The sequence below is a fragment of the Pseudalkalibacillus hwajinpoensis genome (assembly GCF_015234585.1).
GTDB lineage: Bacteria > Bacillota > Bacilli > Bacillales > Guptibacillaceae > Guptibacillus > Guptibacillus hwajinpoensis_B.
Map to the genome: position 1 here is coordinate 1,564,167 of NZ_JADFCM010000001.1, position 23,202 is coordinate 1,587,368.

25 protein-coding genes are annotated in these 23,202 nt (G+C 38.6%); 18 read left to right on the top strand and 7 right to left on the bottom strand.

Annotation, left to right across the window (positions count from 1 at the left end; genetic code table 11):
- Nucleotides 1-4: 4 nt before the first annotated feature.
- Genes IQ283_RS07565 through IQ283_RS07575 form a run of 3 tightly spaced genes read right to left on the bottom strand, consistent with a single transcriptional unit; the run spans nucleotide 5 to nucleotide 4,159 of the window.
- Nucleotides 5-1,486, bottom strand: a complete 1,482-nt coding sequence (locus IQ283_RS07565; protein WP_194219476.1) for a Na+/H+ antiporter subunit D — start codon at nucleotides 1,484-1,486, stop codon at nucleotides 5-7.
- Nucleotides 1,479-1,817: a Na(+)/H(+) antiporter subunit C gene (locus IQ283_RS07570; protein ID WP_194219477.1), complete on the bottom strand. Its 339-nt coding sequence runs from the start codon at nucleotides 1,815-1,817 to the stop codon at nucleotides 1,479-1,481. The genes IQ283_RS07565 and IQ283_RS07570 overlap by 8 nt, the downstream gene beginning before the upstream one ends.
- Nucleotides 1,817-4,159, bottom strand: coding sequence for a Na+/H+ antiporter subunit A (locus IQ283_RS07575; protein ID WP_194219478.1), 2,343 nt, complete (start codon nucleotides 4,157-4,159; stop codon nucleotides 1,817-1,819). The genes IQ283_RS07570 and IQ283_RS07575 overlap by 1 nt, the downstream gene beginning before the upstream one ends.
- Before the next feature lie 178 nt (nucleotides 4,160-4,337).
- Here IQ283_RS07575 and IQ283_RS07580 point away from each other — a divergent pair, with 178 nt between their 5' ends.
- Nucleotides 4,338-4,796: a hypothetical protein gene (locus IQ283_RS07580; RefSeq protein WP_194219479.1), complete on the top strand. Its 459-nt coding sequence runs from the start codon at nucleotides 4,338-4,340 to the stop codon at nucleotides 4,794-4,796.
- A gap of 42 nt (nucleotides 4,797-4,838) precedes the next feature.
- On the opposite strand, the gene IQ283_RS07585 is transcribed toward IQ283_RS07580, so the two are convergent.
- Nucleotides 4,839-4,982, bottom strand: coding sequence for a sporulation histidine kinase inhibitor Sda (locus tag IQ283_RS07585; protein ID WP_194219480.1), 144 nt, complete (start codon nucleotides 4,980-4,982; stop codon nucleotides 4,839-4,841).
- Nucleotides 4,983-5,336: 354 nt separating this feature from the next.
- Between IQ283_RS07585 and IQ283_RS07590 the strand changes: the two genes are divergently transcribed.
- Genes IQ283_RS07590 through IQ283_RS07625 form a run of 8 tightly spaced genes read left to right on the top strand, consistent with a single transcriptional unit; the run spans nucleotide 5,337 to nucleotide 10,351 of the window.
- A complete protein-coding gene (locus tag IQ283_RS07590; protein ID WP_194219481.1) occupies nucleotides 5,337-5,852 on the top strand; it encodes a YqeG family HAD IIIA-type phosphatase in 516 nt (171 codons plus the stop codon).
- Nucleotides 5,853-5,854: 2 nt separating this feature from the next.
- The gene (gene yqeH / locus IQ283_RS07595) at nucleotides 5,855-6,964 is read left to right on the top strand and encodes a ribosome biogenesis GTPase YqeH (RefSeq protein WP_194219482.1); all 1,110 of its coding nucleotides are present in this window, start codon (nucleotides 5,855-5,857) and stop codon (nucleotides 6,962-6,964) included.
- 10 nt (nucleotides 6,965-6,974) lie between these two features.
- The gene (gene aroE, locus IQ283_RS07600; protein WP_194219483.1) at nucleotides 6,975-7,820 is read left to right on the top strand and encodes a shikimate dehydrogenase; all 846 of its coding nucleotides are present in this window, start codon (nucleotides 6,975-6,977) and stop codon (nucleotides 7,818-7,820) included.
- Nucleotides 7,814-8,104, top strand: coding sequence for a ribosome assembly RNA-binding protein YhbY (yhbY, locus tag IQ283_RS07605; RefSeq protein ID WP_194219484.1), 291 nt, complete (start codon nucleotides 7,814-7,816; stop codon nucleotides 8,102-8,104). Before aroE ends, yhbY begins: the two co-directional genes overlap by 7 nt.
- Entirely contained in the window at nucleotides 8,104-8,694 is a 591-nt protein-coding gene (locus tag IQ283_RS07610; protein ID WP_194219485.1) for a nicotinate-nucleotide adenylyltransferase, read from the top strand. Before yhbY ends, IQ283_RS07610 begins: the two co-directional genes overlap by 1 nt.
- Entirely contained in the window at nucleotides 8,681-9,247 is a 567-nt protein-coding gene (yqeK, locus tag IQ283_RS07615) for a bis(5'-nucleosyl)-tetraphosphatase (symmetrical) YqeK (RefSeq protein WP_194219486.1), read from the top strand. The genes IQ283_RS07610 and yqeK overlap by 14 nt, the downstream gene beginning before the upstream one ends.
- 20 nt (nucleotides 9,248-9,267) lie before the next feature.
- Nucleotides 9,268-9,621: a ribosome silencing factor gene (gene rsfS, locus IQ283_RS07620; protein WP_194219487.1), complete on the top strand. Its 354-nt coding sequence runs from the start codon at nucleotides 9,268-9,270 to the stop codon at nucleotides 9,619-9,621.
- A gap of 1 nt (nucleotide 9,622) precedes the next feature.
- Nucleotides 9,623-10,351, top strand: a complete 729-nt coding sequence (locus IQ283_RS07625) for a class I SAM-dependent DNA methyltransferase (protein ID WP_194219488.1) — start codon at nucleotides 9,623-9,625, stop codon at nucleotides 10,349-10,351.
- A gap of 88 nt (nucleotides 10,352-10,439) precedes the next feature.
- On the opposite strand, the gene comER is transcribed toward IQ283_RS07625, so the two are convergent.
- Nucleotides 10,440-11,276, bottom strand: coding sequence for a late competence protein ComER (comER, locus tag IQ283_RS07630; RefSeq protein WP_194219489.1), 837 nt, complete (start codon nucleotides 11,274-11,276; stop codon nucleotides 10,440-10,442).
- A gap of 101 nt (nucleotides 11,277-11,377) precedes the next feature.
- Here comER and IQ283_RS07635 point away from each other — a divergent pair, with 101 nt between their 5' ends.
- The 3 genes from IQ283_RS07635 to IQ283_RS07645 all read left to right on the top strand — a co-directional run bounded on the left by IQ283_RS07635 (nucleotide 11,378) and on the right by IQ283_RS07645 (nucleotide 14,923).
- Nucleotides 11,378-12,010 (top strand): helix-hairpin-helix domain-containing protein, encoded by a 633-nt coding sequence (locus tag IQ283_RS07635; RefSeq protein ID WP_194219490.1) that lies wholly within the window; start codon nucleotides 11,378-11,380, stop codon nucleotides 12,008-12,010.
- Nucleotides 12,011-12,077: 67 nt separating this feature from the next.
- A complete protein-coding gene (locus tag IQ283_RS07640; protein WP_194219491.1) occupies nucleotides 12,078-12,641 on the top strand; it encodes a ComE operon protein 2 in 564 nt (187 codons plus the stop codon).
- Nucleotides 12,642-12,688: 47 nt separating this feature from the next.
- On the top strand, nucleotides 12,689-14,923 hold the full coding sequence (locus IQ283_RS07645; RefSeq protein WP_242057291.1) for a DNA internalization-related competence protein ComEC/Rec2: 2,235 nt from the start codon (nucleotides 12,689-12,691) through the stop codon (nucleotides 14,921-14,923).
- 25 nt (nucleotides 14,924-14,948) lie between these two features.
- On the opposite strand, the gene IQ283_RS07650 is transcribed toward IQ283_RS07645, so the two are convergent.
- Nucleotides 14,949-15,080, bottom strand: a complete 132-nt coding sequence (locus IQ283_RS07650; RefSeq protein WP_194219493.1) for a YqzM family protein — start codon at nucleotides 15,078-15,080, stop codon at nucleotides 14,949-14,951.
- A gap of 403 nt (nucleotides 15,081-15,483) precedes the next feature.
- Between IQ283_RS07650 and holA the strand changes: the two genes are divergently transcribed.
- Nucleotides 15,484-16,506, top strand: coding sequence for a DNA polymerase III subunit delta (gene holA, locus IQ283_RS07655; protein ID WP_194219494.1), 1,023 nt, complete (start codon nucleotides 15,484-15,486; stop codon nucleotides 16,504-16,506).
- A 46-nt stretch (nucleotides 16,507-16,552) separates the two neighbouring features.
- On the opposite strand, the gene rpsT is transcribed toward holA, so the two are convergent.
- On the bottom strand, nucleotides 16,553-16,819 hold the full coding sequence (gene rpsT / locus IQ283_RS07660; RefSeq protein ID WP_194219495.1) for a 30S ribosomal protein S20: 267 nt from the start codon (nucleotides 16,817-16,819) through the stop codon (nucleotides 16,553-16,555).
- Nucleotides 16,820-16,975: 156 nt separating this feature from the next.
- Here rpsT and gpr point away from each other — a divergent pair, with 156 nt between their 5' ends.
- The 5 genes from gpr (at nucleotide 16,976) to hrcA (ending at nucleotide 23,112) form a co-directional block, all read left to right on the top strand.
- Entirely contained in the window at nucleotides 16,976-18,094 is a 1,119-nt protein-coding gene (gpr, locus tag IQ283_RS07665) for a GPR endopeptidase (protein WP_408962571.1), read from the top strand.
- A gap of 67 nt (nucleotides 18,095-18,161) precedes the next feature.
- On the top strand, nucleotides 18,162-18,512 hold the full coding sequence (locus tag IQ283_RS07670) for a DUF3679 domain-containing protein (RefSeq protein ID WP_194219496.1): 351 nt from the start codon (nucleotides 18,162-18,164) through the stop codon (nucleotides 18,510-18,512).
- Nucleotides 18,513-18,772: 260 nt separating this feature from the next.
- A complete protein-coding gene (gene lepA / locus IQ283_RS07675) occupies nucleotides 18,773-20,605 on the top strand; it encodes a translation elongation factor 4 (RefSeq protein ID WP_194219497.1) in 1,833 nt (610 codons plus the stop codon).
- Nucleotides 20,606-20,708: 103 nt separating this feature from the next.
- Entirely contained in the window at nucleotides 20,709-21,851 is a 1,143-nt protein-coding gene (gene hemW / locus IQ283_RS07680) for a radical SAM family heme chaperone HemW (protein ID WP_194219650.1), read from the top strand.
- A 220-nt stretch (nucleotides 21,852-22,071) separates the two neighbouring features.
- The gene (hrcA, locus tag IQ283_RS07685) at nucleotides 22,072-23,112 is read left to right on the top strand and encodes a heat-inducible transcriptional repressor HrcA (RefSeq protein ID WP_194219498.1); all 1,041 of its coding nucleotides are present in this window, start codon (nucleotides 22,072-22,074) and stop codon (nucleotides 23,110-23,112) included.
- The last annotated feature ends 90 nt before the right edge of the window (nucleotides 23,113-23,202 follow it).

A 23,202-nucleotide genomic window follows, 5' to 3' on the forward strand; every position in this document is an offset into this window, starting at 1 on the left:
CCATCTACTCCTTCATAACCGAATCAATATAATTTGATGGATCAATCATTTGATCCGCAATTGTTTGAACCGTAGGATAAATAAATTCTGCACCTAATCCAAGAAATATCGTGAAAATGAGTAAGAAAGCAGCAGGCATTATTTTACCTTTAGTAGAGTTAACTGTTGAAACATATTCCTGCTTTGCCTCTCCCCAGAATCCATTAATAAAGATGCGGATAACAGAAAGAAGAATTAAAAGACTGGTCACTAATCCTATAATCGCTAGTACATAATGTCCTTCCTCGAAAGCACCTCTTAGAATAAGGAGTTTACCGATAAATCCACTAAATGGCGGTAATCCAGCAAGCGCTAATGCTGCAATGAAAAAGAGCCATCCAAGGACTGGTTGATTTTTAATAATGCCACCCATCTTTCTCAAATCTGATGTGCCGGCGTAAGCCACCATAGCACCAACAAGGAAGAAGAGTGCTGCTTTAATAATCATATCATGAAGCAAATAATAAATTGTGCCTGCAAGAGCAGTTGCTGAGAACGTGCCAATACCAAGAATCATATAACCAACTGCTGGAATGATATTATAGGCAATAATCAATTGCACATTATTCGTCGAAAGGGCCCCAATCACACCGAAAACAAGCGTGAATCCTGCCAGTACAAGCAAAATTTGATGCGTAACTGTAAGGTTATAGACGAAGATCAGAGAGAAAACTCTTAGTATAGAATATACCCCAACTTTGGTAAGTAACGCTCCAAATAATGCTGAAATAACAGTTGGTGGAACTGTATAAGACTTAGGGAGCCAGAAATATAATGGGAAAAGCGCACCTTTCGTTGCAAAAACGATCAATAACAAAATGCCAATGGTCGTTAACACACCATCCTGTTGAACTTCACCGATCCGTTCAGCTAACTGAGCCATATTGACTGTCCCAACTACTGCATATAGAAAGGCGATCGTTGTAACAAACAGCATAGATGAAAATAGATTGATAATGATGTATTTAAAGGACTCTCTGAATTGTTCTTTGGTCCCACCAAGAACGATTAATCCGTATGAAGCAATAAGCAGTACTTCGAAGAAGACGAATAAGTTAAACAGGTCTCCTGTTAGAAACGCACCACTAACACCCGCAATGAGAAGTTGAAAAAGCGGATAAAAGTAAAAACGTTCGCGTTGTTCATCGAGCGAATTAAAAGCATAAAAAGCACATGCAACCGCAATGATATTCGCAGTGACGACTAACAACATAGCAAGCGGATCGGCGACCAGAACAATGCCATAAGGCACTGTCCAATCCCCGGCTTTTAATACGATCGTGCCGTTTTGAATCACATTAAATGCGATGACAGATACAACTGCGAGATTGACAAGCACCATAATGCGTGTAATCAATCGTACAAGTGGCAACCGTTTATTGAGGAATACAAGAATGATTCCAGTTAATAACGGTAATAAAATTGGTAGTATAGCTAGATTACTCATTTTCGTTACCCCTTAACTTCTCCATATTATCAGTACCGTTCGTTTGATATGTCCGATACGCTAGCACAAGAAGAAACGATGTCACACCGAAACTAATAACGATGGAAGTTAATATAAGTGCCTGTGGCAACGGATCAACATAACTTGTTACGCCTTCTGCAAGGATAGGAGGTTTTCCACGATTTAACTTTCCCATCGTAATAATAAAGAGGTGTGCTCCATGAGACAACAGTGCCGTACCGATAATGATTTTAAGAATTTGTTTTTGCAGCATCATGTAGACACCTGCTGTAAAAAGCAGACCTGCAAGTACAGACATGATAATTTCCATTAATCATTTCCCTCCTTCTTACTCGGACGCAATTTAATCATTGTGAAGATCCCGAGCGCAGCAAGTCCAAGTACAAGGATTTCAAGCATCGTATCAAGTCCACGGAAGTCAACAAGAATAACATTAACAACGTTGTCTCCTCCGCCCAATTTATAGGAGTTTTTAAGAAAGTACTCTGAAATTGGTTCAAACAATTTCGTACTGTGTGAAGCGATTCCTATCATAGTTACAAGAACCCCTACAGATATAGAGATGACCCAGTTAACGGCGTTTGTTCTTTTGGATTCCTTCTGTTTATCAAAATTAGGCAAGTGATAAAAACATAGAAGAAATAGTGCAACCGTTACGGTTTCTACAATAAGCTGAGTGAGCGCTAAGTCTGGTGCTCGGAAGAAGACGAATAATAGGGATAATCCATACCCTACGATTCCAAGTACTAGAATAGCGGCAATACGATTCTTCATAAAAATCGTTCCAAAAGCAGCGCCGGCCATCACAATCGCTATAAGTAACTCAGGAATAGCAATCGGGGCCAGGTCATCAAATGACATTTTGAAGCCTCCAGTAACACTTATGGTGATGGAGACAAGAGCTATGAAGAAGATTAGGATATATATCATGTAATGCCTGAGAGATCCAGTCATATAACCATTCGTTAATTTCTTAGATCCATTTATGATGCCGGTTATAATACCATCATAGGCTTTAGCTGCAGAAAGTTTACCAGGTAAAATAGTGTATATACGTTCCCATTTTGTACGGGTCAGATAGAAAGCCGTTCCTAGCAAAAGTACAGCTAAACTCATGTAAAGAGCAGGCCCCAATCCGTGCCAGAATTTAATATGCGTTTCACCAGCTGAACCGGCTATGGAATCCACCATCGGTGAAAGAAGAGAATGCCCAAAAACGTTCGGAACAAAAGCAATGACGATCACAAGAAGTACAAGAATGATTGGCGAGATAAGCATACCAATCGGTGCTTCGTGTGGTTCTTTAGGTAATTTATCCCTTTGTTTACCGGTAAATGTTCGGAAGAAAAGCATAATGGAATAAACAAAAGTGAAGATACTTCCGCCAACTGCTAAATAAGGGAAATAAGGTGAAACGGCTTCAACAATTGTAGATGCATTTTCAAAATGCAGGGACGATTCAAAGAACATTTCTTTACTCAGGAAACCGTTTAGAAAAGGTAGTGGGAATCCTGCCATTGAGAATGTGCCAAAGAATGCTAAGGTTGCAGTGATTGGCATGAACGTAAATAGGCCTCCGAGTCTTCTAATATCTCGAGTGCCTGTCTCATGATCAATAATACCTGCGACCATAAAGAGACTGCCTTTGAACGTAGCGTGGTTCAAAATGTGGAATACAGCTGCAAGAATAGCCACCTCAGTACCAAAACCTAACATAGCCATGATCATACCCAGTTGACTAATCGTCGAATAGGCGAGGATAGCTTTAAGGTCTGTTTGTCTAACAGCCATATAAGATCCCCAGCATAGCGTGAGCAATCCAAATCCACTAACAATCAAGAAAAAGAGATCGGTACCTGCGAAGATGAGGCTTAACCTCGCAACAAGGTAGATACCAGCTTTAACCATAGTAGCTGAGTGTAGGAAGGCGCTGACTGGTGTTGGTGCTTCCATTGCGTCAGGTAACCATGTATGAAATGGAAACTGAGCTGACTTCGTAAAAGCTCCCAGTAGTACGAGTACTAAGATGAATGGGAAAAGGGAAGACGTAACAATCATCTCTCCGTTTTCAATAATCCCCCTAATACTTGCCGTTCCTGTGATATCTGCCATGAGTAGAAAACCACCGAGCATGGCTAGACCGCCAAAAACAGTAATCATCATTGATTTAAGGGCACCAGATGTTGATTTCTCTCGTTGGTACCAGTATCCAATTAGCAGGAATGATGAAATGCTCGTTAATTCCCAGAATGTGTAGAGAACAAATAAATTATCCGACAACACAACCCCGAGCATGGCTCCCATAAACAATAGGAGATAGACATAAAAATGGCCAAGCTTTTCGGCTTTACTTAAATAATAAATGGAATAGAGAACAACGAGTGATCCAATTCCAGTGATCAAAAGCGCGAAAAACAGGCCAAGACCATCAATATAGAATGTAACGTTCACTCCGAGTGATGGAATCCACTCAAACGTTTTAAGTGTATGTACACCCTGCGTAACTTCTTTTATAAACGTAAGAAAATACCCAAACAACACTATCGGAACTAAAAGAACAAACCATCCTAAATGGACTTGTTTGACGCCCCGATAAAGTAACGGGATGAAAAACGCTGCCAGAAAAGGTAGCAAGACAGCTGCATGAAGCATTCTACAAAAACCTCCCCACTAATGCTCAATATGATAAAAGTTCAAATGAACTCATATTGCGATACCTCAATTGTAATCAAAAACCGACACGTTTATCAACTTTTCCTGTTTAAAAAAGCAACTTTCCCGTATAAGTTTTCCAAACATCGCCGATTCTATTTGCGAAAGGAGGATTCACGTGATAAAATCCATTTCTATTCTTATTCCTATCCTTATATTGTTAACGGCGTGTCAAACGATATATAAAAGCGAGGATCAATCTCCATTTGGTCCAAGAGAATATTTTCGCTCAATAGAAATGGCTCCCATCGGAGCCGCAATAATGAAAGATCATAAACCGTTAAGTTCATTAGAAGCTATTCGAAAAAAAATAAAAAACGAGTCTGCTATAAATGATGTCATTATTTTATCCCGTAATGACCAAACGGTGGTGGCGTTGAAACCTTTTGCATATACAAGACAAGATATTGAGCCATTGCTTACAGAGTACAAGGAATGGTTTCAAGCAGAAGGATTGGCGGTTGTCTTCTTATCAGAACCTGATCACTTTCGAAAAGCGAAGAAAATGAAGACGACTGATGAAGTAACAAGCGAAGAGTGGACTTCTTCATGGGGGAACTACTTTGAAATCGAATAAAATAAAAAGGCCAACCCTGGATACGATCAAGGTTGGCAATGTTTAAATCCCGATAAGAGAAACTTGCTTATCAAGTCTGCGCCTTTTGATCTCACGTTGAATAAGACCAATAAAGTCGCTACTTAGCTTTAATTCTTTTGCCTTATAAAAGGATTCAATCAATAAGTCATCTGATAACTTTTCCATGATTAAGCACCTCCTGAATAAGGTTCTATTCTCCGTCTAGTCCGCATATTGTGTATGTGGATCTTTTATTTGCAGTAAGCTTACCACGTAAACATACGGAGAACAACCGTTCCGTTATCCACAGTGAAGAGTGGATAATTTGTGGGTATCATGTTTATATCTTAGTCATTCACAATGATTTAATGGTTTGTTTATGTTAATAATGTTATCCACATATTTTGTGAATGACATAATGTGTCGAAAAATTTTGATTTTATTATTTTGTTTTCATTTTGTTCATTCGTAAGTTAATAGTTGTACGAGGTGAAAATATTGATACAATAGGGATGTCACTAATAGTAGGAGTGTTGCAATTTGCTAAATAAGTTTTTACCAAATGAACATGTACAAGACATCTTTCAAATAAGTCCAGAATTATTGAAAGAGCGAGGCATTAAGGGCATTATTACTGATCTCGATAACACCCTTGTGGAATGGAATAGAGCTGACGCCACACCTAAGTTGCTAAAATGGTTTAAGCAAATGAGTGATGAGGGCATTCTCGTTACCATTGTTTCGAATAATAATAAGACAAGAGTAGAAAAGTTTGCCTCACCAGTTGAGGTGCCATTTATATATGAAGCTCGAAAACCGATGACTAAAGCTTTTCGGAAAGCGTTGAAGGATATGAACCTTAGCGCAGATGATACTGTAGTTATTGGAGATCAAATTTTCACGGATGTCGTCGGAGGAAATCGCATGGGGCTTCATACAATTCTTGTCGTGCCAGTTGCAAGCACAGATGGGTTCTTTACGAAATTCAATCGAAAAATAGAAAGCATTTTCCTTACCTGGATGAAACGAAAAGGGAAGATAAATTGGGAGGAATAAGTTTGGACAACGAACAAATTATTTGCGCCGGATGCGGTGTACACATTCAAACAGAAGACAAAAACGCACTTGGCTATGCACCACCGTCTGCACTTAATCGAGACGTCATTATATGTCAGCGTTGTTTTCGTTTAAAGCACTATAATGAAATTCAAGACGTTTCTTTAACAGATGATGACTTTTTGAAAATACTAAATGAAATTAGCCAAACGGATGCTCTTATCGTCAAGATTGTCGATATCTTCGATTTTAATGGAAGTTGGCTTCCTGGTATTCAGAGATTCGCAGGAGGAAACCCTGTTTTATTAGTTGGAAACAAAGTAGATTTGTTGCCCAAGTCAGTAAACAAATCAAAGTTAGTAAAGTGGATGCAAACAAGCGCCAAAGAGAATGGACTAAAGCCTGCTGATGTCATGTTAATGAGTGCAGAAAAAGGCGATAGCGTTATGGATGTAGCAGGTGAAATTGATCGCTTGAGAGATGGAAAAGATGTTTATATAATTGGCTGTACAAATGTTGGTAAATCAACTTTTGTAAATCAACTTATACAAGAGTTTGGCGGAGATGCAGAGCAAATGATTACAACAAGTCAGTTTCCAGGTACAACACTTGACTTGATTGATATTCCGCTTGATGATGGAAAGACATTATATGACACCCCAGGTATTATTAATCATCATCAAATGGCACACTTTGTCAACGCTGAGGAATTAAAAGTAATTAGTCCAAAGAAAGAAATTAAGCCTAAAGTATTTCAGTTAAATGAAGGACAAACGCTGTTTTTCGGTGGACTTGCACGCCTTGATTTTGTCGAGGGCGGAAGGCAGTCTTTTATTTGTCATGTGTCAAATGATCTCTATATCCATCGTACAAAAATTGAGAAGGCTGATGATCTTTATGATGAGCATCTAGGAGAACTTCTTTATCCTCCGGGAGATCAGTCAAAGAAAGAGCTGCCTGCTCTAGTTGGTCATGAACTCCGCATCAAAGAGGAAAAGATGGATATCGTTTTTTCAGGTCTAGGATGGGTAACCGTATCCGGTAAAGGAACAACTGTGAAAGCATATGCACCTGAAGGAGTAGGCGTGTCTATTAGAAAATCACTCATCTAGGAGGCAGATAATGGGGAAGTTATATGGACTGATTGGTCATCCTATAGGACATTCGATGTCACCGATCATGCATAACGGTGAATTTAAAGAGCTTGGTTTATCGCATCATTACCATGCATTTGATCTATCGCCAGAACAGCTGGAAGATGGTGTGGATGCAATGAAAATGCTTGATATTCAAGGTTTCAATGTGACCATTCCACACAAAGTCGCCATTATTCCATTACTAGATGAGGTAGAGCAAGAAGCTATTGATATTGGTGCAGTTAATACGGTTTATAAGCGTGATGGTAAATATATCGGTACGAACACTGATGGATCAGGTTATTTATTTTCGTTGCTCACTTTGATTGGAGAAAAAAACTTGAGCGGCAAGAAAATTCTTGTTATTGGTGCTGGTGGCGCTGCTCGAGCAGTTGCTGTTTCTGTTTCCCAATCCGAGGTGGCATCTTTAACGATTGCCAATCGAACACTTGAGAAAGCAGAAGAGCTATCAAAATTATGTCAACATTACAGCGTGGCAAATGCTATAACGCTATCTGAAGCAGAGACTTCATTGGGACAGTTCGATATCGTTATTAATACAACGTCTATTGGTATGAGCCCTCACCTTGATCGAATGCCAATATCACTTGAACATATAAGATCAGGTACGGTTGTTAGTGATTTGATTTATAATCCACTAGAAACAAAATGGATGAAGCTTGCAAAATCAAAAGGCGCAGTCACTGATAATGGCATCTCGATGTTCGTTGAACAGGGGGCGCTTGCATTTGAAAAGTGGACAGGAGTCTCGCCTGATCGGAAACGAATGCGAAATACGGTTTTAAAAGAGCTAGGAGGATATTCATGTTAACAGGAAAACAAAAGCGTTTCTTACGCGCAAAAGCTAATCGTCTAAACCCTATTTTCCAAGTAGGAAAAGGTGGCGTGAATGAGAATATGACAAAACAAATTGAAGAAGCATTAGAGGTTAGAGAGCTTATTAAAGTAAGCATTCTTCAAAATTGTGACGAAGATCGCAATACAGTTGGGGTACAACTATCAACTGAAACAGGGGCGGAACTCGTACAAATTATTGGGAATATGGTTGTTTTGTATAAAGAATCAGAAGAGAATAAAGAAATTATTCTTCCATAATGACTGTTGAGAAAAAATTAAGAGTCGGCCTACTTGGTGGAACATTTGACCCCCCTCATCTCGGTCATCTTACCATTGCGCAAGGGGTGCTCGAAACTTGCCGAATGGATGAAATTTGGTTTATGCCAAGTCATCGACCTCCACATAAAAATGGTAGTCATATTACTGATAATCATCACCGTGTGAAGATGGTACAGTTGGCAATAGAGGGGAACCCTTACTTTAAGCTTTCTTTAATCGAATTTGAACGTAATGACCGATCCTATACAATTGATACAATTGAAATATTGAAAGAAAATTATCCTAATATCGATTTTTATTTTATCATTGGTGGAGATATGATTGAGGATCTCCCCAATTGGCATCGAATTGATGAGTTGTCTTCGATGATTTCATTTGTAGGAGTAAATCGACCTGGGTATGATCCAGATAAAGAACGTTACAATGTTTCTGTTATAGATGTTCCTCAAATCGATGTTTCTTCAAGTGAATTAAGAGACGATTTACGCCATAGAAAGAGTGGACGGTACTTGCTTCCAGAAGCTGTCCGAACTTTTATTGAAGAGAAGGGATTATATGAATCGAACTGAAGCGTTAAAGTTAGTTGAGCCTCATTTAACTGAGCATCGCTACGTTCATACTGTTGGAGTAACGGATACTGCAATTGAGCTTGCAGAAAAATATGGCGCAGATCGTCAAAAGACAGAAATTGCGGCTATTTTTCATGATTATGCTAAGTTTCGTCCAAAGGATGAAATGCGCCAGGTTATTATTGATCAAGGATTTCCTGAAGATTTGCTGGAGTATTCGCCTGAACTCTGGCACGCTCCAGTTGGAGCTTATTTAGTACGTTGTGAGATAGGGATTGAGGATGAAGAAATTCTAAATGCCATCAAATATCATACTTCAGGTCGTCCTGAAATGACATTAATGGAAAAATGTGTGTTTATAGCTGATTACATTGAACCAGGACGCTCATTTCCTGGTGTAGATGAGGTCAGAGAAATGGTTCAACAAGATCTCGATCAAGCTATTGCGTTGTCTCTCAGGAATACTGTGCAGTTTCTAATGAAGAAGAATCAACCCGTTTATCCGGCGACGTTCTTAACATATAACAGCATTGTAAAATCATTGAACGCCTGAGAAGAATTGGAGGAAACAATATGAATGAAAACCAAATGATTAACCTTGCTGCAAAAGCAGCCGATGATAAAAGAGCTGAAGATATTGTAGCCCTTAATATGAATGGAGTTTCTTTAATTGCAGATTACTTCTTGATTTGTCACGGGAATTCAGAGAAGCAAGTTCAAGCTATTGCAAAAGAGGTTAAAGACCAGGCATTAGAGCAAGGTATGGATGTGAAGAGGCTTGAGGGATATGACCAAGCGAGATGGGTTCTTGTTGATTTAGGGAACGTCATTGTCCATATTTTTCATAAAGATGAGCGCAACTATTATAATCTTGAGAAATTATGGGGCGATGCACCGCATTTAAGCCTTGAAGAAATTCTAGCATAATATGCAATCGTATGAACGCTTTTCTTATGTTTACGATCGTTTGATGGAAGAAGCTCCTTATGAGAAATGGTCTGCTCTTGTTAAAGGGGAATTGTCTCATGGTCGTATTTTGGATTTAGGATCTGGTACTGGAGAATGTTCAATTAGACTTGCGTCAGCGGGATATGATGTTACTGCAGTGGATCTTTCAGAACATATGCTTTCCGTGGCGCAAGATAAAGCACTAAAATACAATCTTCCTTTAAACCTGCTCCAACAAGATATGAGAGAACTTGATACTGGTGAAACGTACGACATAGTAACGATTTTTTGTGATTCTTTGAACTATGTCACAGATAAAAATGGTGTTCAAGATTCTTTTCGAAGCATTTATAAGCATTTAAAATCAGGTGGGGTTTTGTTATTTGATGTTCACTCTCTTCACAAAATGGAAAACCATTTTGTTGGTCATACTTTTGCGAGTAGTGAAGATGATATTTCCTATATATGGAATAGTTATGCCGGGGAAGAAGAGGGCTCTGTTGAGCATGAATTAAGCTTTTTTGTAGAAAATGAAGAAGGTCTCTATGAACGATTTGATGAGCTTCATTTTCAAAGAACGTTCCAAATGGATGATTATATAGCCTGGTTAACAGAGGTAGGCTTTTCGAATATTACAGTAACAGCTGACTTTACTGAGCTAGTTCCAACTCCTACATCTGAGCGCCTGTTTTTTAGAGCTGTGAAATGAAAAAAGAGTGATTTCAATTGAAATCACTCTTTTTTTTATTTGGTTAAAGGAAACGGCTAAGTTTTGACGAATGAACTTTAAGTAGTTATTATTTCTGTCTCGATTCTTCCTTGAATTGAATTTTAATTCCTTCGCGATCTTCATCAAATTTTTTATGAGTGCTCTGTATTAAATGACGAAACATCTCACCAGTTTCCGCTTCGAGAACTTTCAACCCTTCTCCAGTTACGCCTCCTTTTACAGTTACTTTTCTCTGCAATGTTTCAAGTGAAAAATAATCTTTTTCAAGAAGCTTCCCCATCCCGATCAGCATTTCAGTAGCCAAAATGGCAGCCTGTTCATTTGATATGTCTGTTTCAGCTACTGCTCCTTCGATGAACTGTTGGATCAAGTAACTTAGAAAAGCAGGACCACAACTGACAATATCAGATGAAACTCTAGTGATTTCCTCTTCTGTTTCGATCGGCGTTGAAATTTGTGACATGAGGTAAAGCAATTTCACTTTATTTGCTTCAGAACACTGACTGCTGAATGTTACGAGTGAAGCGCCGCTTAGTGCCCTGTTTGTAATGCTTGGGATGGCTCTTGCAACATCACATGGAACAAACGATTGAAGTTCACTCACCTTAATTGGACTTGTGATGGAAACAACAAGATGCTGGGGTTTAAGTCCAGGTCGAATTTTCTTTAAGAGTGGGAAATACTCATGTGGCTTTACACAAACAAAGATCATATCAGATTTTTTCACTACTTCTTCTGCGCTTCTCACAAGGTTTAACGAAGGGTACTGCCTTTTTAATGTTGCCGCTTTTTCGATTGATCGATTTACTATTGTGAGATGGGAAGGTATTACGGCGCACGAATCAATAAAGGAAGAAATAAGAATTGTCCCCATATTGCCGGTACCAATTACACCGATTTTCAATTTACTCCCCCTCCTTCCATACTCATTTCTCCTACAACATATGTATGAAAGTCTCAATATATGTTTAAGACCATGAAACATTAGAAAGGTATGAGAGAAGAATGAAGTATTTTCGAAATTTAACTGTTCGTGAAAAAGTAATTCTTTCTATTCTGGCCGTTTCGGTTGGTATTAGTTTCCTCCTTTATTTTAATGTATTTGCAGAAAATCAAGACAATCTCACATTTGATCATGCTCTTTTAGAAAATGAAGGTGGTGAACTCCAAGATACAAAAGAAACGGTTGTAGAGAAGCCAGATGATGTAGTTAGTGTCGTACTGGTAGACGTGAAAGGAGCTGTAGTAGCGCCAGGCGTGTATGAAATAAATAGCAATGGGCGCGTAAAGGATGTCATTAAAAAAGCTGGAGGATTTCTTGAAGATGCCGATCAGGTTCAGCTGAACTTAGCAAGCAAAGTAGTGGATGAAATGGTCATTTATGTACCAATAGTTGGGGAAGTGACATCTAGTTCAGTTAGTGAGAAGCCAAGTGTTGAATCACAGCTCGTTTCAATTAATTCAGCTGATTTAAATGAGCTTCAAGAACTGCCGGGGATAGGTCCTGCAAAGGCTGAAGCAATTGTTCAATTTCGAGAAGACAATGGTGGTTTTACTGCAATAGAAGAATTGATGAACATCAGTGGAATCGGGGAGAAAACGTTTGAGAAATTAAAGGATTTGATTACGGTTCAATGAGATAGATTGACGAGACAGTTTATTTAGATCAAACTAATAGAAGATAAAACACATTGGGGGGAGAACATTGGAACGCATTTCGTGGGATCAATATTTTATGGCGCAAAGCCATTTACTTGCACTTAGGAGCACATGCACTCGTTTAACTGTAGGGGCAACAATTGTGAGGGATAAGCGTATGATTGCTGGTGGATATAATGGATCTGTGTCAGGTGGTGTACATTGTATTGATGAAGGATGTTACGTCATTGATAATCATTGTGTTCGTACCATTCATGCTGAAATGAATGCAATTATTCAATGTGCTAAATTTGGTGTGCAAACAACTGATGCTGAGATTTATGTTACTCATTTTCCCTGTCTCAACTGCTGTAAAGCAATTATACAGGCTGGAATTAAAACGGTCATCTACGCTGAGAATTATAAAAATCATCCTTATGCGATTGAATTATTTGAGGATGCAGGAGTAAGTGTTAGACAAGTTGAGCTGGAAGAAATGATTTTGGATACAAATAGTCAAGAGAAACTTGATTTAACGGCTGATTTGTTAAGAAAAGTATCTGATGCTGGACTCGATCCAACAGAAGTAAAACCCTTATATGAGAAAGCTTCAAAATTATACGGTATGTAATGAAAGGGAATTTGTGGGTCATAGCAGCTGCTGCATTCATTGGCGTAATGAGTGTCAATTTTTCAGGCGCCTTTTTTGTATTATTTGTAGTATTACTATGGTTATGGAAGGGCAAGCGGAAGCTATTAATGCTGTTAGTTTGCCTAACCTTCATTCTTTTCTTTAGTTATACAATTATTGTAAATATTTTTAATGTAACATCTTTAAAGGAAGGGCCAAGTATTATTTTAGGAACCATTTCGTCAATACCAGAAATTGATGGCGATTTTATGTCTTTTGAACTAAAGACTGAAACAGAGAAATTGAAGGTCAATTATTACATTTCCTCTATACAAGAAAAAAATGAAGTAGAGCAATTAGAAGTTGGTTATACATGTTACCTTTCTGGATCGCTAGAGCCTCCATCCCCCCTCAGAGTTCCCTCTTTATTTGATTATGAGCGTTATCTTTATTACCAAAACATTCATTGGATTTATGAACTAAAAGCAAAGCCTGAATGTCACCAATTATCAAAGTCATTTTTTTCTTTAGTTCAGCAATCTCGTCAAAATGTTTTATCGACCATTGTTTCAGAATACCCAGCTCGCCTTCATGGATTGGCTGCTTCTTTGTTAATAGGCGAACGAAGCCTATTACCAGATGAAGTTGAGGAAGCTTATCAAGTTTTAGGATTAAGTCATGTTCTGGCTGTTTCGGGGTTACACGTTGGCGTTGTGGGAGGGGTGTTCTTTTGGTTGTTTATCCGTTTAGGACTAACCAGAGAAAAAGCGTATACTTCACTCATTGTATTTTATCCGATTTACATGACTCTAACAGGATGTGCTCCTTCTGTTATGAGAGCTTCATTAATGGCTATGCTAGTTGTCATCAGCTTGCGGCTAAAGTTAAATGTCAATCCGCTTGATGGCGTTTCATTCGCTTGTGTGGTTATTTTATCTGTAAACCCATATTACGCCTACCATATTGGATTTCAGCTTTCTTTTCTCATTGCGTTTGCTTTAATTGTTTCTTCCAAATCGATCATTAATCGATCAACTCATCCATTCGCTCAGCTTCTTTCTCTTTCTGTTCTCCCTCAAATTATTTCATTCCCCGTTGTTATTTATCACTTTCATCAAATTTCCATTCTAAGTCTTGGATTAAACCTCATCTATGTTCCAATTATTTCAGTCATTGTATTACCAGGTTTGATGCTTACCTTTCTATTGCATTTCCTCCACTTACATTTTCTTTTTCAATTTATTTCTGAAATTCTCGCTTTTTTTATAGATCATATTCATACTTTCTTTGTATTTATTGCAGGTAAGGATACGATTGTTGTATTCGGGAAAATATCAGCCGTAACGCTCATTGTCTCATTAGGCGTAAGTATTGTTATTTTGCTTTTGTGGGAGCGTGGAAATGTTCTCTTAGGCGGAACTTTGTGGAGTGTATTTTGCATCGTATTATACGTTATGCCTTATTTGAATCCATATGGAGAAGTGTCGTTTATTGACGTGGGTCAAGGAGATAGTATATTGATTACATTGCCTTTTCAAAGGCAGGTTATCTTAATTGATACAGGAGGAAGACCGATGTATGGCAATGAGGAAGAGTGGCAAAAAAGAGCTTCATCATTTGATATAGGAGGTGATGTAGTTCTTCCATATATCAAGTCTAAAGGAATTCGTGCCGTTGATTTGTTAATTTTGACACATGGGGATTATGATCATGCGGGGGGAGCCAAAGAGTTGCTGGAAGGGGTCACTGTAAGAAGGTTATTACTCGATCACAGCACAGAACAAACGGCATTAGAAAAAGAGTTGATTCATATTGCGAAAGAAGGAGGGACCACTATTTCTTTAGCGGAGGCGGGGCAATCATGGTCTCTGAATGACGCTCAATTTACAATTTTTCAGGCTTTAGAGAAAGCAGAAGAGAACGACGGTAGCATTATACTTCATGCACGACTAGGGGGATATAGTTGGCTATTTACAGGAGATCTGGAAGAAGAGGGAGAACGTCAACTGCTTTCAAGTGGTTACCTCAGAGAAATCGATGTACTAAAAGTAGGGCATCATGGAAGCCCTACATCCAGCTCTAAAGAGTTTATTGAGCATTTATCACCTAAGCTTTCGATTATTTCAGTTGGTGTAAATAATCGATATGGTCATCCAAACGAAGAAGTTTTGAAAAGGTATGAAGAACTTCATATTCCAGTCTTCAGAACAGATGAGAATGGCACGGTGAGATACATCTTTAGAAACAACAAAATTGGAAGGTGGTCTGTGATGTTAAATTGAAAATAGACTGCCTGGGGCAGTCTATTTAGCCTAGCGCTTTAATAATTACAGCCGTGAAGAAAATGATGGAAAAGAATAAAAATGGTACTGCAAAGCCAACAGCTGATTGAACAGCGTCGTTCTCCTTAGCTTGAACATCTTTTTCGAACTCGTTCATTTGCCTTCCCTCCTGCTTCCCCAATAGTATTCACTGTTAACTACCTATGTAGTCTTTATGTAGGGGTTTTCCTTTAAATGTACATTTCAAACAATATTGTATCATGTATTATTCCCTATGTCTTTATTATCCATGAACTGTTTAAGTTTTTAATGAACGTAATTTATGCGAAAAAATCACTCCCTTTCCTGTAAAGAGTTGTCACCCATACTTTAACTTTGCATAGGATATCCTATCTACTACACACCGAACATCGTTGCTTGGTAAGAGTCCTAGGCCTTACGGAGTAGCGTTTACTATAAATGGGAGGCTGGTTGTAGCAGCCGGCTTCCCTTTTCTACTTGCCAACTTTGTTGTCTGCTATTAGGATAGGAATGGACGAATAAAATCGAGGTGTACATAAATGTCCATTTCAGACTTAAAAAAGAAAATCAAACAGAACAAGTTAGATCCACTATATCTCTTAACAGGAACAGAAGCTTTCCTAATTGATGAGCTGCAAAAAATGATCATTGAACAGGCGCTACCTGAAGAGGAAAGAGAATTTGGGCTTGCTTATTATGATTTAAACGAAACACCTGTACAAGCTGCCGTAGAAGATGCTGAAACGCTGCCGTTTCTCGGGGAGAAACGGGTGATAATAGTAAAGAATCCATTGTTTTTAACAGCTGCTAGGGACAAAAGTAAAGTTGAGCATGATCTTGATTCCCTTCAACGATATGCTGAAAACCCTTCTCCTTTTACGATACTCATTATTGAAGCACCTTATGAAAAGCTGGATGAGAGAAAAAAATTGGTAAAATCAATTAAGAAAGCAGGAGCCTTTGTGAAAGCTGAGGCTTTACAAGAAAGTCATCTTGGAGACTGGCTTCAGCAACGAGCAAAAGAGAATGGTGTTACATTTGACCAGGAAGGCGAAGAGAGGCTTGTTCAATTAACAGGTAGTCATTTGATGTTATTGCAGCAGGAAATTGATAAAATGGCTCTATACGTTGGTGAGGGTGGAGTTGTCAATGCGGAGGTTGTTGATCTCCTTGTTGCAAGAACATTAGAAAATGATATTTTTGCGCTAATAGACCGGATTGTTAGAAAAGATCTAGATAAAGCCTTTCGTATTTTATATGATTTATTAAAAATAAATGAAGAACCAATCAAAATTCTTTCTTTAATCGGCAGGCAGTTTCGAATTATATACCAGGTTAGTGAACTTTCTAAGCGAGGTTATGGTCAAAAGCAAATGGCTTCGACACTTAAATTGCATCCTTACGCAGTTAAGATTGCACAGCAGCAAACTCGAAGTTTTCATGAAGAAAAGTTGCGTTTTATTATAGACCAAATCGCAGAATCGGATTATGAAATGAAAACAGGTAGAATGGATAAAAAACTTATTCTTGAATTGTTAGTTACTAAAATTAAAAACACATAAAAAAAGCTGTTGGGTTGCCCCAACAGCTTTTAACGTTTTTAAGGAATTACGCTGAAATCTCGTTGTACATTTTAGTTAGACGAGATTTTTTACGTGCTACTGTGTTTCTATGAATGATTCCTTTATCAGCAGCTTTGTCGATGCGCTTAGAAGCTTGGTTAAGAGCTGTTTTCGCAGCTTCAACGTCTTTTGCTTCAACTTTCGCTTCAAAAGTCTTGATTGCAGAACGCATTTCAGATTTGAAAGCGAGGTTATTAGCGCGACGATCAGATTGAGTTCTAACGCGTTTAACCGCAGATTTAATATTTGGCATACCTTTCACCTCCTTGCAAGGCTTAACAATTCCATGTCATATCCGTGCATAGAACAAGAAACATTCTATCAAATAGCACAATGAATTGCAATAGAGAATGAAAACCTTATTTCAGGGTTACGCTAACATGTAACAGATAGAATGAGAGGTGATCTGATGGGATTCGTTGATCTAGAAAAATATCAGGTGAGAACAGATCTTGCGGTTGAAGCGCAAGAAATGGTGAAAGAGAAAAAAGCAAAAAGCATGAAAGAAGATAAGCCTGATGGGCTTAAAGGCGTTATTGTGAAAGAAAGAAATGAAAAGGGAGTAAATATTACAACCGTTGAAGTGACAGAAGAGGGTGAGAAAGAGATAGGTAAAAAAGCAGGTCATTATCTTACCTTCGAGGTACAGGGAATTCGTCGAAAAGACTCTGCTCTTCAACAAACCGTTCAGGATGTCTTTGCTCATGAATTTGCGGCTTTCCTTAAACATCAGAATATTGCGAAAGAAGCGAGTTGTCTTATTGTTGGGCTCGGCAATTGGAATGTTACCCCAGATTCACTAGGGCCATTAGTTGTTTCAAATTTGCTCATTACAAACCACTTATTTGAGCTTCAACCAGAAACCGTTTCAGAAGGGTTTCGCCCTGTAAGCGCAATTACTCCAGGTGTCATGGGGGTAACCGGGATTGAAACGAGCGATATTATACACGGGGTTATTGAAAAAGCTAAGCCGGATTTCGTGATTGCAATTGATGCGCTTGCTTCAAGATCAATCGAGCGTGTAAATACAACTATACAAATTTCTGATACAGGAATCCATCCAGGTTCAGGTGTAGGAAATAAGCGTAAGGAGCTAAGCTTTGATACACTCGGCATACCAGTAATAGCGATTGGCATACCAACAGTTGTTGACGCTGTCTCTATAACGAGCGATACGATTGATTTTATTTTGAAACATTTTGGAAGAGAGTTGAAGGAAAAAGGAAAGCCATCGAAATCATTAGCTCCTGCGGGAATGACTTTCGGAGAAAGAAAAACATATACTGAGGATGATCTCCCGGATGCAGAGAAAAGACAAACATTTCTTGGTATGATTGGTACGCTAGAAGATGAAGAAAAACGTAATTTAATCAGAGAGGTTCTTGCTCCTATGGGACACAACTTAATGGTTACACCTAAAGAAGTAGATGTTTTTATAGAAGATATGGCGAATGTCATATCTGGAGGGCTTAATAGCTGCCTTCATGGTGAAGTAAACCAACAAAACAGTGGAATGTATACCCATTGAGTATATTTTGGTTTTTTTTGCATAGGTATTACTGAAGGACGAGCTATTTCAGGAAGGGGCCGAAGTGATGGCATCTTTTTTTCTTAAATGTTTTCTTCTTGTTTCATTGCTTTTGTTTGGTGTGCTTCTTGGAATGGAACAAGCTTCTAGAAATATGAATCATATGCAGGATCATGAGAGTACTGGAGCTTTTCAAATCAAGACTGCATCCAATGGTGTTGAAGCTGAAATTTTAGGAACATCCATTACACAAAGCGATCTCCAAAATAAACAAGAAACGTTAGAAGGTGCAAATGAATTTAATGTGCTAGGAGACCTCGGTTCAAAGCTTAGTAACTGGTTATCAGCATTAATCAAAACCCTTTTAGCGTTTGTATTCACATTAATTACGACATTTCTTTCCTTTTTTCAATCATAAAGGTCGCATTTGCGGCCTTTTTTAAATTATTGGCTATGTTAAAAATCGAGAATCGAAAGTATAAGCTAACAAAGCTAAGTTATTTTATATATTATTTGAGTCTTGAAAGGTCACAGAGTGTTATTCTTTCTTGTAAAAAAAGAGAGGAATTTCTAAGAGAAATTCATAGTCTATGTAAATGGGTGGATTCCGGATTGAATCTGGACAGCGGTATTGCTATAATCTATACTAGCGTAGTTTCGCCTTAGGAGTGATTGTAGATGAACCTTGAAGAAAAATTGAAAAGACAGTCCAGGATTCGAAATTTTTCCATTATTGCTCATATCGACCATGGAAAATCGACTCTTGCAGACCGCATATTAGAACGGACAGGTGCGTTAACTGACCGTGAAATGAAAGCTCAAACGCTCGATGCGATGGATCTCGAACGTGAAAGAGGAATTACGATTAAACTGAATTCTGTTCAGCTTACTTATACAGCGAAAGATGGAGAAGAGTACATTTTTCATTTAATCGATACACCAGGACATGTCGACTTCTCTTATGAAGTATCTAGGAGCCTGGCAGCTTGTGAAGGAGCATTATTAATTGTTGATGCAGCACAGGGAATTGAAGCTCAAACGCTAGCGAACGTTTACCTTGCTCTTGATAATGATTTAGAAATCCTTCCAGTTATTAATAAGATCGATTTACCGAGTGCTGAGCCTGAACGAGTGAGGCAAGAAGTAGAAGATGTAATTGGTTTGGATGCTTCTGACGCAGTGCTTGCTTCAGCTAAGTCTGGAATTGGTATAGAAGACATTCTAGAACAAATTGTGGAGAAAGTACCCGCGCCACAAGGAGATCCTGAAGGGCCGCTTCAAGCGCTTATCTTTGATTCTCTTTATGATCCATATAGGGGAGTAGTTGCTTATATTCGAATAACAGAGGGATCTGTTAAGGTCGGCGATAAGATCCGTATGATGGCGACAGGTAAAGAATTTGAAGTAAATGAGCTTGGCGTGTTTAATCCTAAGCCGGTATCTAAGAAAGAACTTTCTGTCGGCGATGTTGGTTTCCTTACTGCAGCGATTAAGAATGTGGGAGATTCACGTGTAGGTGATACAATTACAGCTGTGAAAAATCCTGCTGCAACTCCTCTGCCTGGTTATCGGAGAATGAATCCAATGGTATACTGTGGTCTTTATCCAGTAGACTCAGCGCAATACAATGATCTCCGTGAGGCTCTTGAACGTCTTGAGTTAAACGATTCTTCGCTTCAATACGAAGCAGAAACTTCTCAGGCCCTCGGCTTTGGTTTCCGCTGTGGTTTCCTTGGACTTCTTCATATGGAAATCGTGCAGGAGCGGATTGAACGAGAATTTAACATTGATTTGATTACGACGGCTCCGAGTGTTATTTATCAAGTTAAACTAACAGACGGAGAAGAAGTGATTATCGATAACCCTGCAATGATGCCTGATGCGCAATCTATTGCGGAAGTGCAAGAACCATATGTAAAGGCGACAATTATGTCACCTAATGATTATGTCGGTGCTATTATGGAATTATGTCAAGGTAAACGCGGTGACTTTATCGATATGCAATATATGGATGAAAGTCGTGTGAATATTGTTTATCATATTCCTCTTTCCGAAATTGTTTATGATTTCTTTGATCAATTGAAGTCAAGTACGAAAGGCTATGCGTCCTTCGACTACGAATTAATTGGTTATAGAGCTTCAAACCTTGTTAAAATGGACATTCTTCTTAATGGTGAGACAATTGATGCTCTATCCATTATCGTTCACAGAGACTTTGCCTATGATCGTGGTAAAGACATTACTGAGACATTGAAAGACCTTATCCCAAGACAGCAATTTGAAGTCCCGATTCAGGCTTCTATTGGACAGAAAATTGTTGCCCGTTCTACAATCAAGGCTATGCGTAAAAACGTACTAGCAAAATGTTACGGTGGAGATATTTCTCGTAAGCGTAAGCTTCTTGAAAAACAAAAAGAAGGTAAGAAACGAATGAAAACGGTAGGTAAAGTAGAAGTGCCTCAAGAAGCATTTATGGCTGTCCTCCGTCAGGATAACACGAAGAATAATTAAGGTGCTTTAGTTGAAGTGCTGAGTTGATTTTTATACTATGTAGGTTAGAAGACCGCAGAGCGTTTCTGCGGTCTTTACATTATGCCAGAAAGCAGTGATTGAAATGGTTAACGCTGTTTATTTACACATTCCGTTCTGTGACTATATATGCCACTATTGTGATTTTAATAAAGTTTTTATGCAAGGTCAGCCTGTGGATGACTATTTAGCTCATATGGATACTGAAATGAAAAATACATTGGAGCGATTCCCGACCAATCGAATAGACACAATATTTGTAGGTGGAGGAACACCTACAGCGTTAAATGAAGCGCAGCTTGAGCGCTTTTTAAAAGACGTTCAAGAACGCTTTGGTCCGTATGTATCCGAGCACCTCGAGTTTTCAATGGAGGCAAATCCTGGGAGTGTCACACCTGAGAAGCTTCGAATTATGAAGAAGTACGGTGTGAATCGATTAAGTATCGGAGCTCAGGCATTCCAAGATACGCTTCTAAACAAGCTTGGCAGAGGTCATTCCGTTGAAGAAATCGGAGAAATTGTTCAGATGGCTCAGAGTGAGGGCTTTGTTAACCTCTCACTGGATCTGATGTTCGGATTACCAGAACAAACTATTGAACAATTCTCAGAGTCGATTACAAAAGCAATTGAATTAGGGATTACTCATATTTCTTCTTATTCCTTGCAGGTAGAGAAGAAAACAGTGTTCTATAACAAATGGCGTAAAGGAGAATTACCTCTTCCAACGGAAGAAGCTGAAGCTGATATGTATGAGCTTCTAATGAAACGCCTTGAGGAAGCTGGTCTTTTGCAGTATGAGATTAGTAACTTCGCAAAGCCTGGATACGAGAGCCGACACAACATAACGTACTGGAAGAATAATGAGTACTATGGAATAGGTGCGGGTGCTCACAGCTATATTGATGGGGTACGACGAGCAAATGCTGGTCCGCTTAAGCAATATATGACTAAAATAGATGAGAACAAGTTTCCGTATATGGATGACAATGTTCTAACGAAAAACGAACGAATGGAAGAAGAAATGTTTATGGGCCTTCGAATGAGAGAGGGCGTTTCAAAAGAGACGTTTAAGTATAAATTTAATCAGTCGATTGAGGAAGTTTTTAGTGAGCAAATTGAAAAGTTAGTCCGAAGCGACCTCTTGAAAGATACTGGATCACATATTGCATTGACAGAGCAAGGCTTCTTTTTAGGCAATGAAGTATTTCAAGAATTTCTTGCTATCTAGTGACATCGTTGTCAATAAGGCCCTTAGGTTGTTAACTAAGGTAGTGATGGTGGTCTTCAGAGTACCCCGATAAAGCGATAATTAAGAGCCTTTCTATTGTTGGAAATGTTTAGTCACAATAATGATTAACGTAATGATTGACAACTAAAATAAGTTTCTGTTACCTTATTAATAGATTTAGCACTCAGCACATTAGAGTGCTAACAGAGGTGATGAGGAGATGTTAACAGAACGTCAACTATTCATTTTGCAGTTATTGATTAATGACTACATTCAAACGGCTGAGCCTGTTGGATCACGCACGATTTCTAAGCGTGAAGATGTGACTTTCAGTTCTGCAACCATTCGTAATGAACTTGCGGACCTTGAAGAGATGGGCTACATCGAGAAGACACATAGTTCTTCTGGAAGAGTACCTTCTGAAAAGGGATATCGTTTTTATGTTGATCATCTTCTGTCTCCACCTGTGCTTTCGAAAAAAGATGTGAATAACATTCATTCTCTTTTTGCAGAGAGAATGGTGGAAGTAGAGAAAGTGATTCAACAATCTGCTGGAATACTATCAGAGCTAACTCAATATACGTCCATTATTCTTGGACCTGAAGTATTTGAAACGAAACTTCGACAAATTCAGATCATTCCCTTGTCAAAGGATACGGCCGTTGTGATTTTGGTAGCTGACAGTGGACATGTCGAGAACCGAACATTGCAAATCCCGCCTTCGGTCAGTATGTCTGATATTGAAAAAGTTGTGAACATCATGAATGAACGCTTGAAGGACGTTCCACTAATCTCCTTGAAGTCGACAATGATGAAAGAAATGGCAACTGTCTTAAAGAAACATATTGAGAATTATAATCAGGTTAATACAATGCTTGAAAATCTTTTTCTCTATACCAATGCTGAAAAAGTGTATTACGGAGGCAAGACTAATATTCTGACCCAGCCTGAATTCAAAGATATTGATAAAGTCAGGTTGTTACTTAATACATTTGAACAAGAAGACGTTATGTATAACATACTTCGACCTGAGAAAAATGGAATTGAAGTTAAAATTGGTCAGGAAAATGATCTTGAGGCGATGCAGCATTGTAGCATCGTAACCGCCGACTATTTCATAGAAGGCAAGCGAATGGGCTCTATCGCTTTGCTTGGCCCGACTAGAATGGAATATCATCGTTCAATGAGTATTCTTGGTTTTCTAGCAAATGATCTTACTCGAACCTTGACCGATCGATATCAAAGTTTCAAACACTGGTAAATTGGTAATAGTGAAGAAGGTGGGAGAAACATTTCTTCCATCCTTTTCTATGGGAGAAAGATTTGTTATATTTCGTTAGGGAGGTGAAAT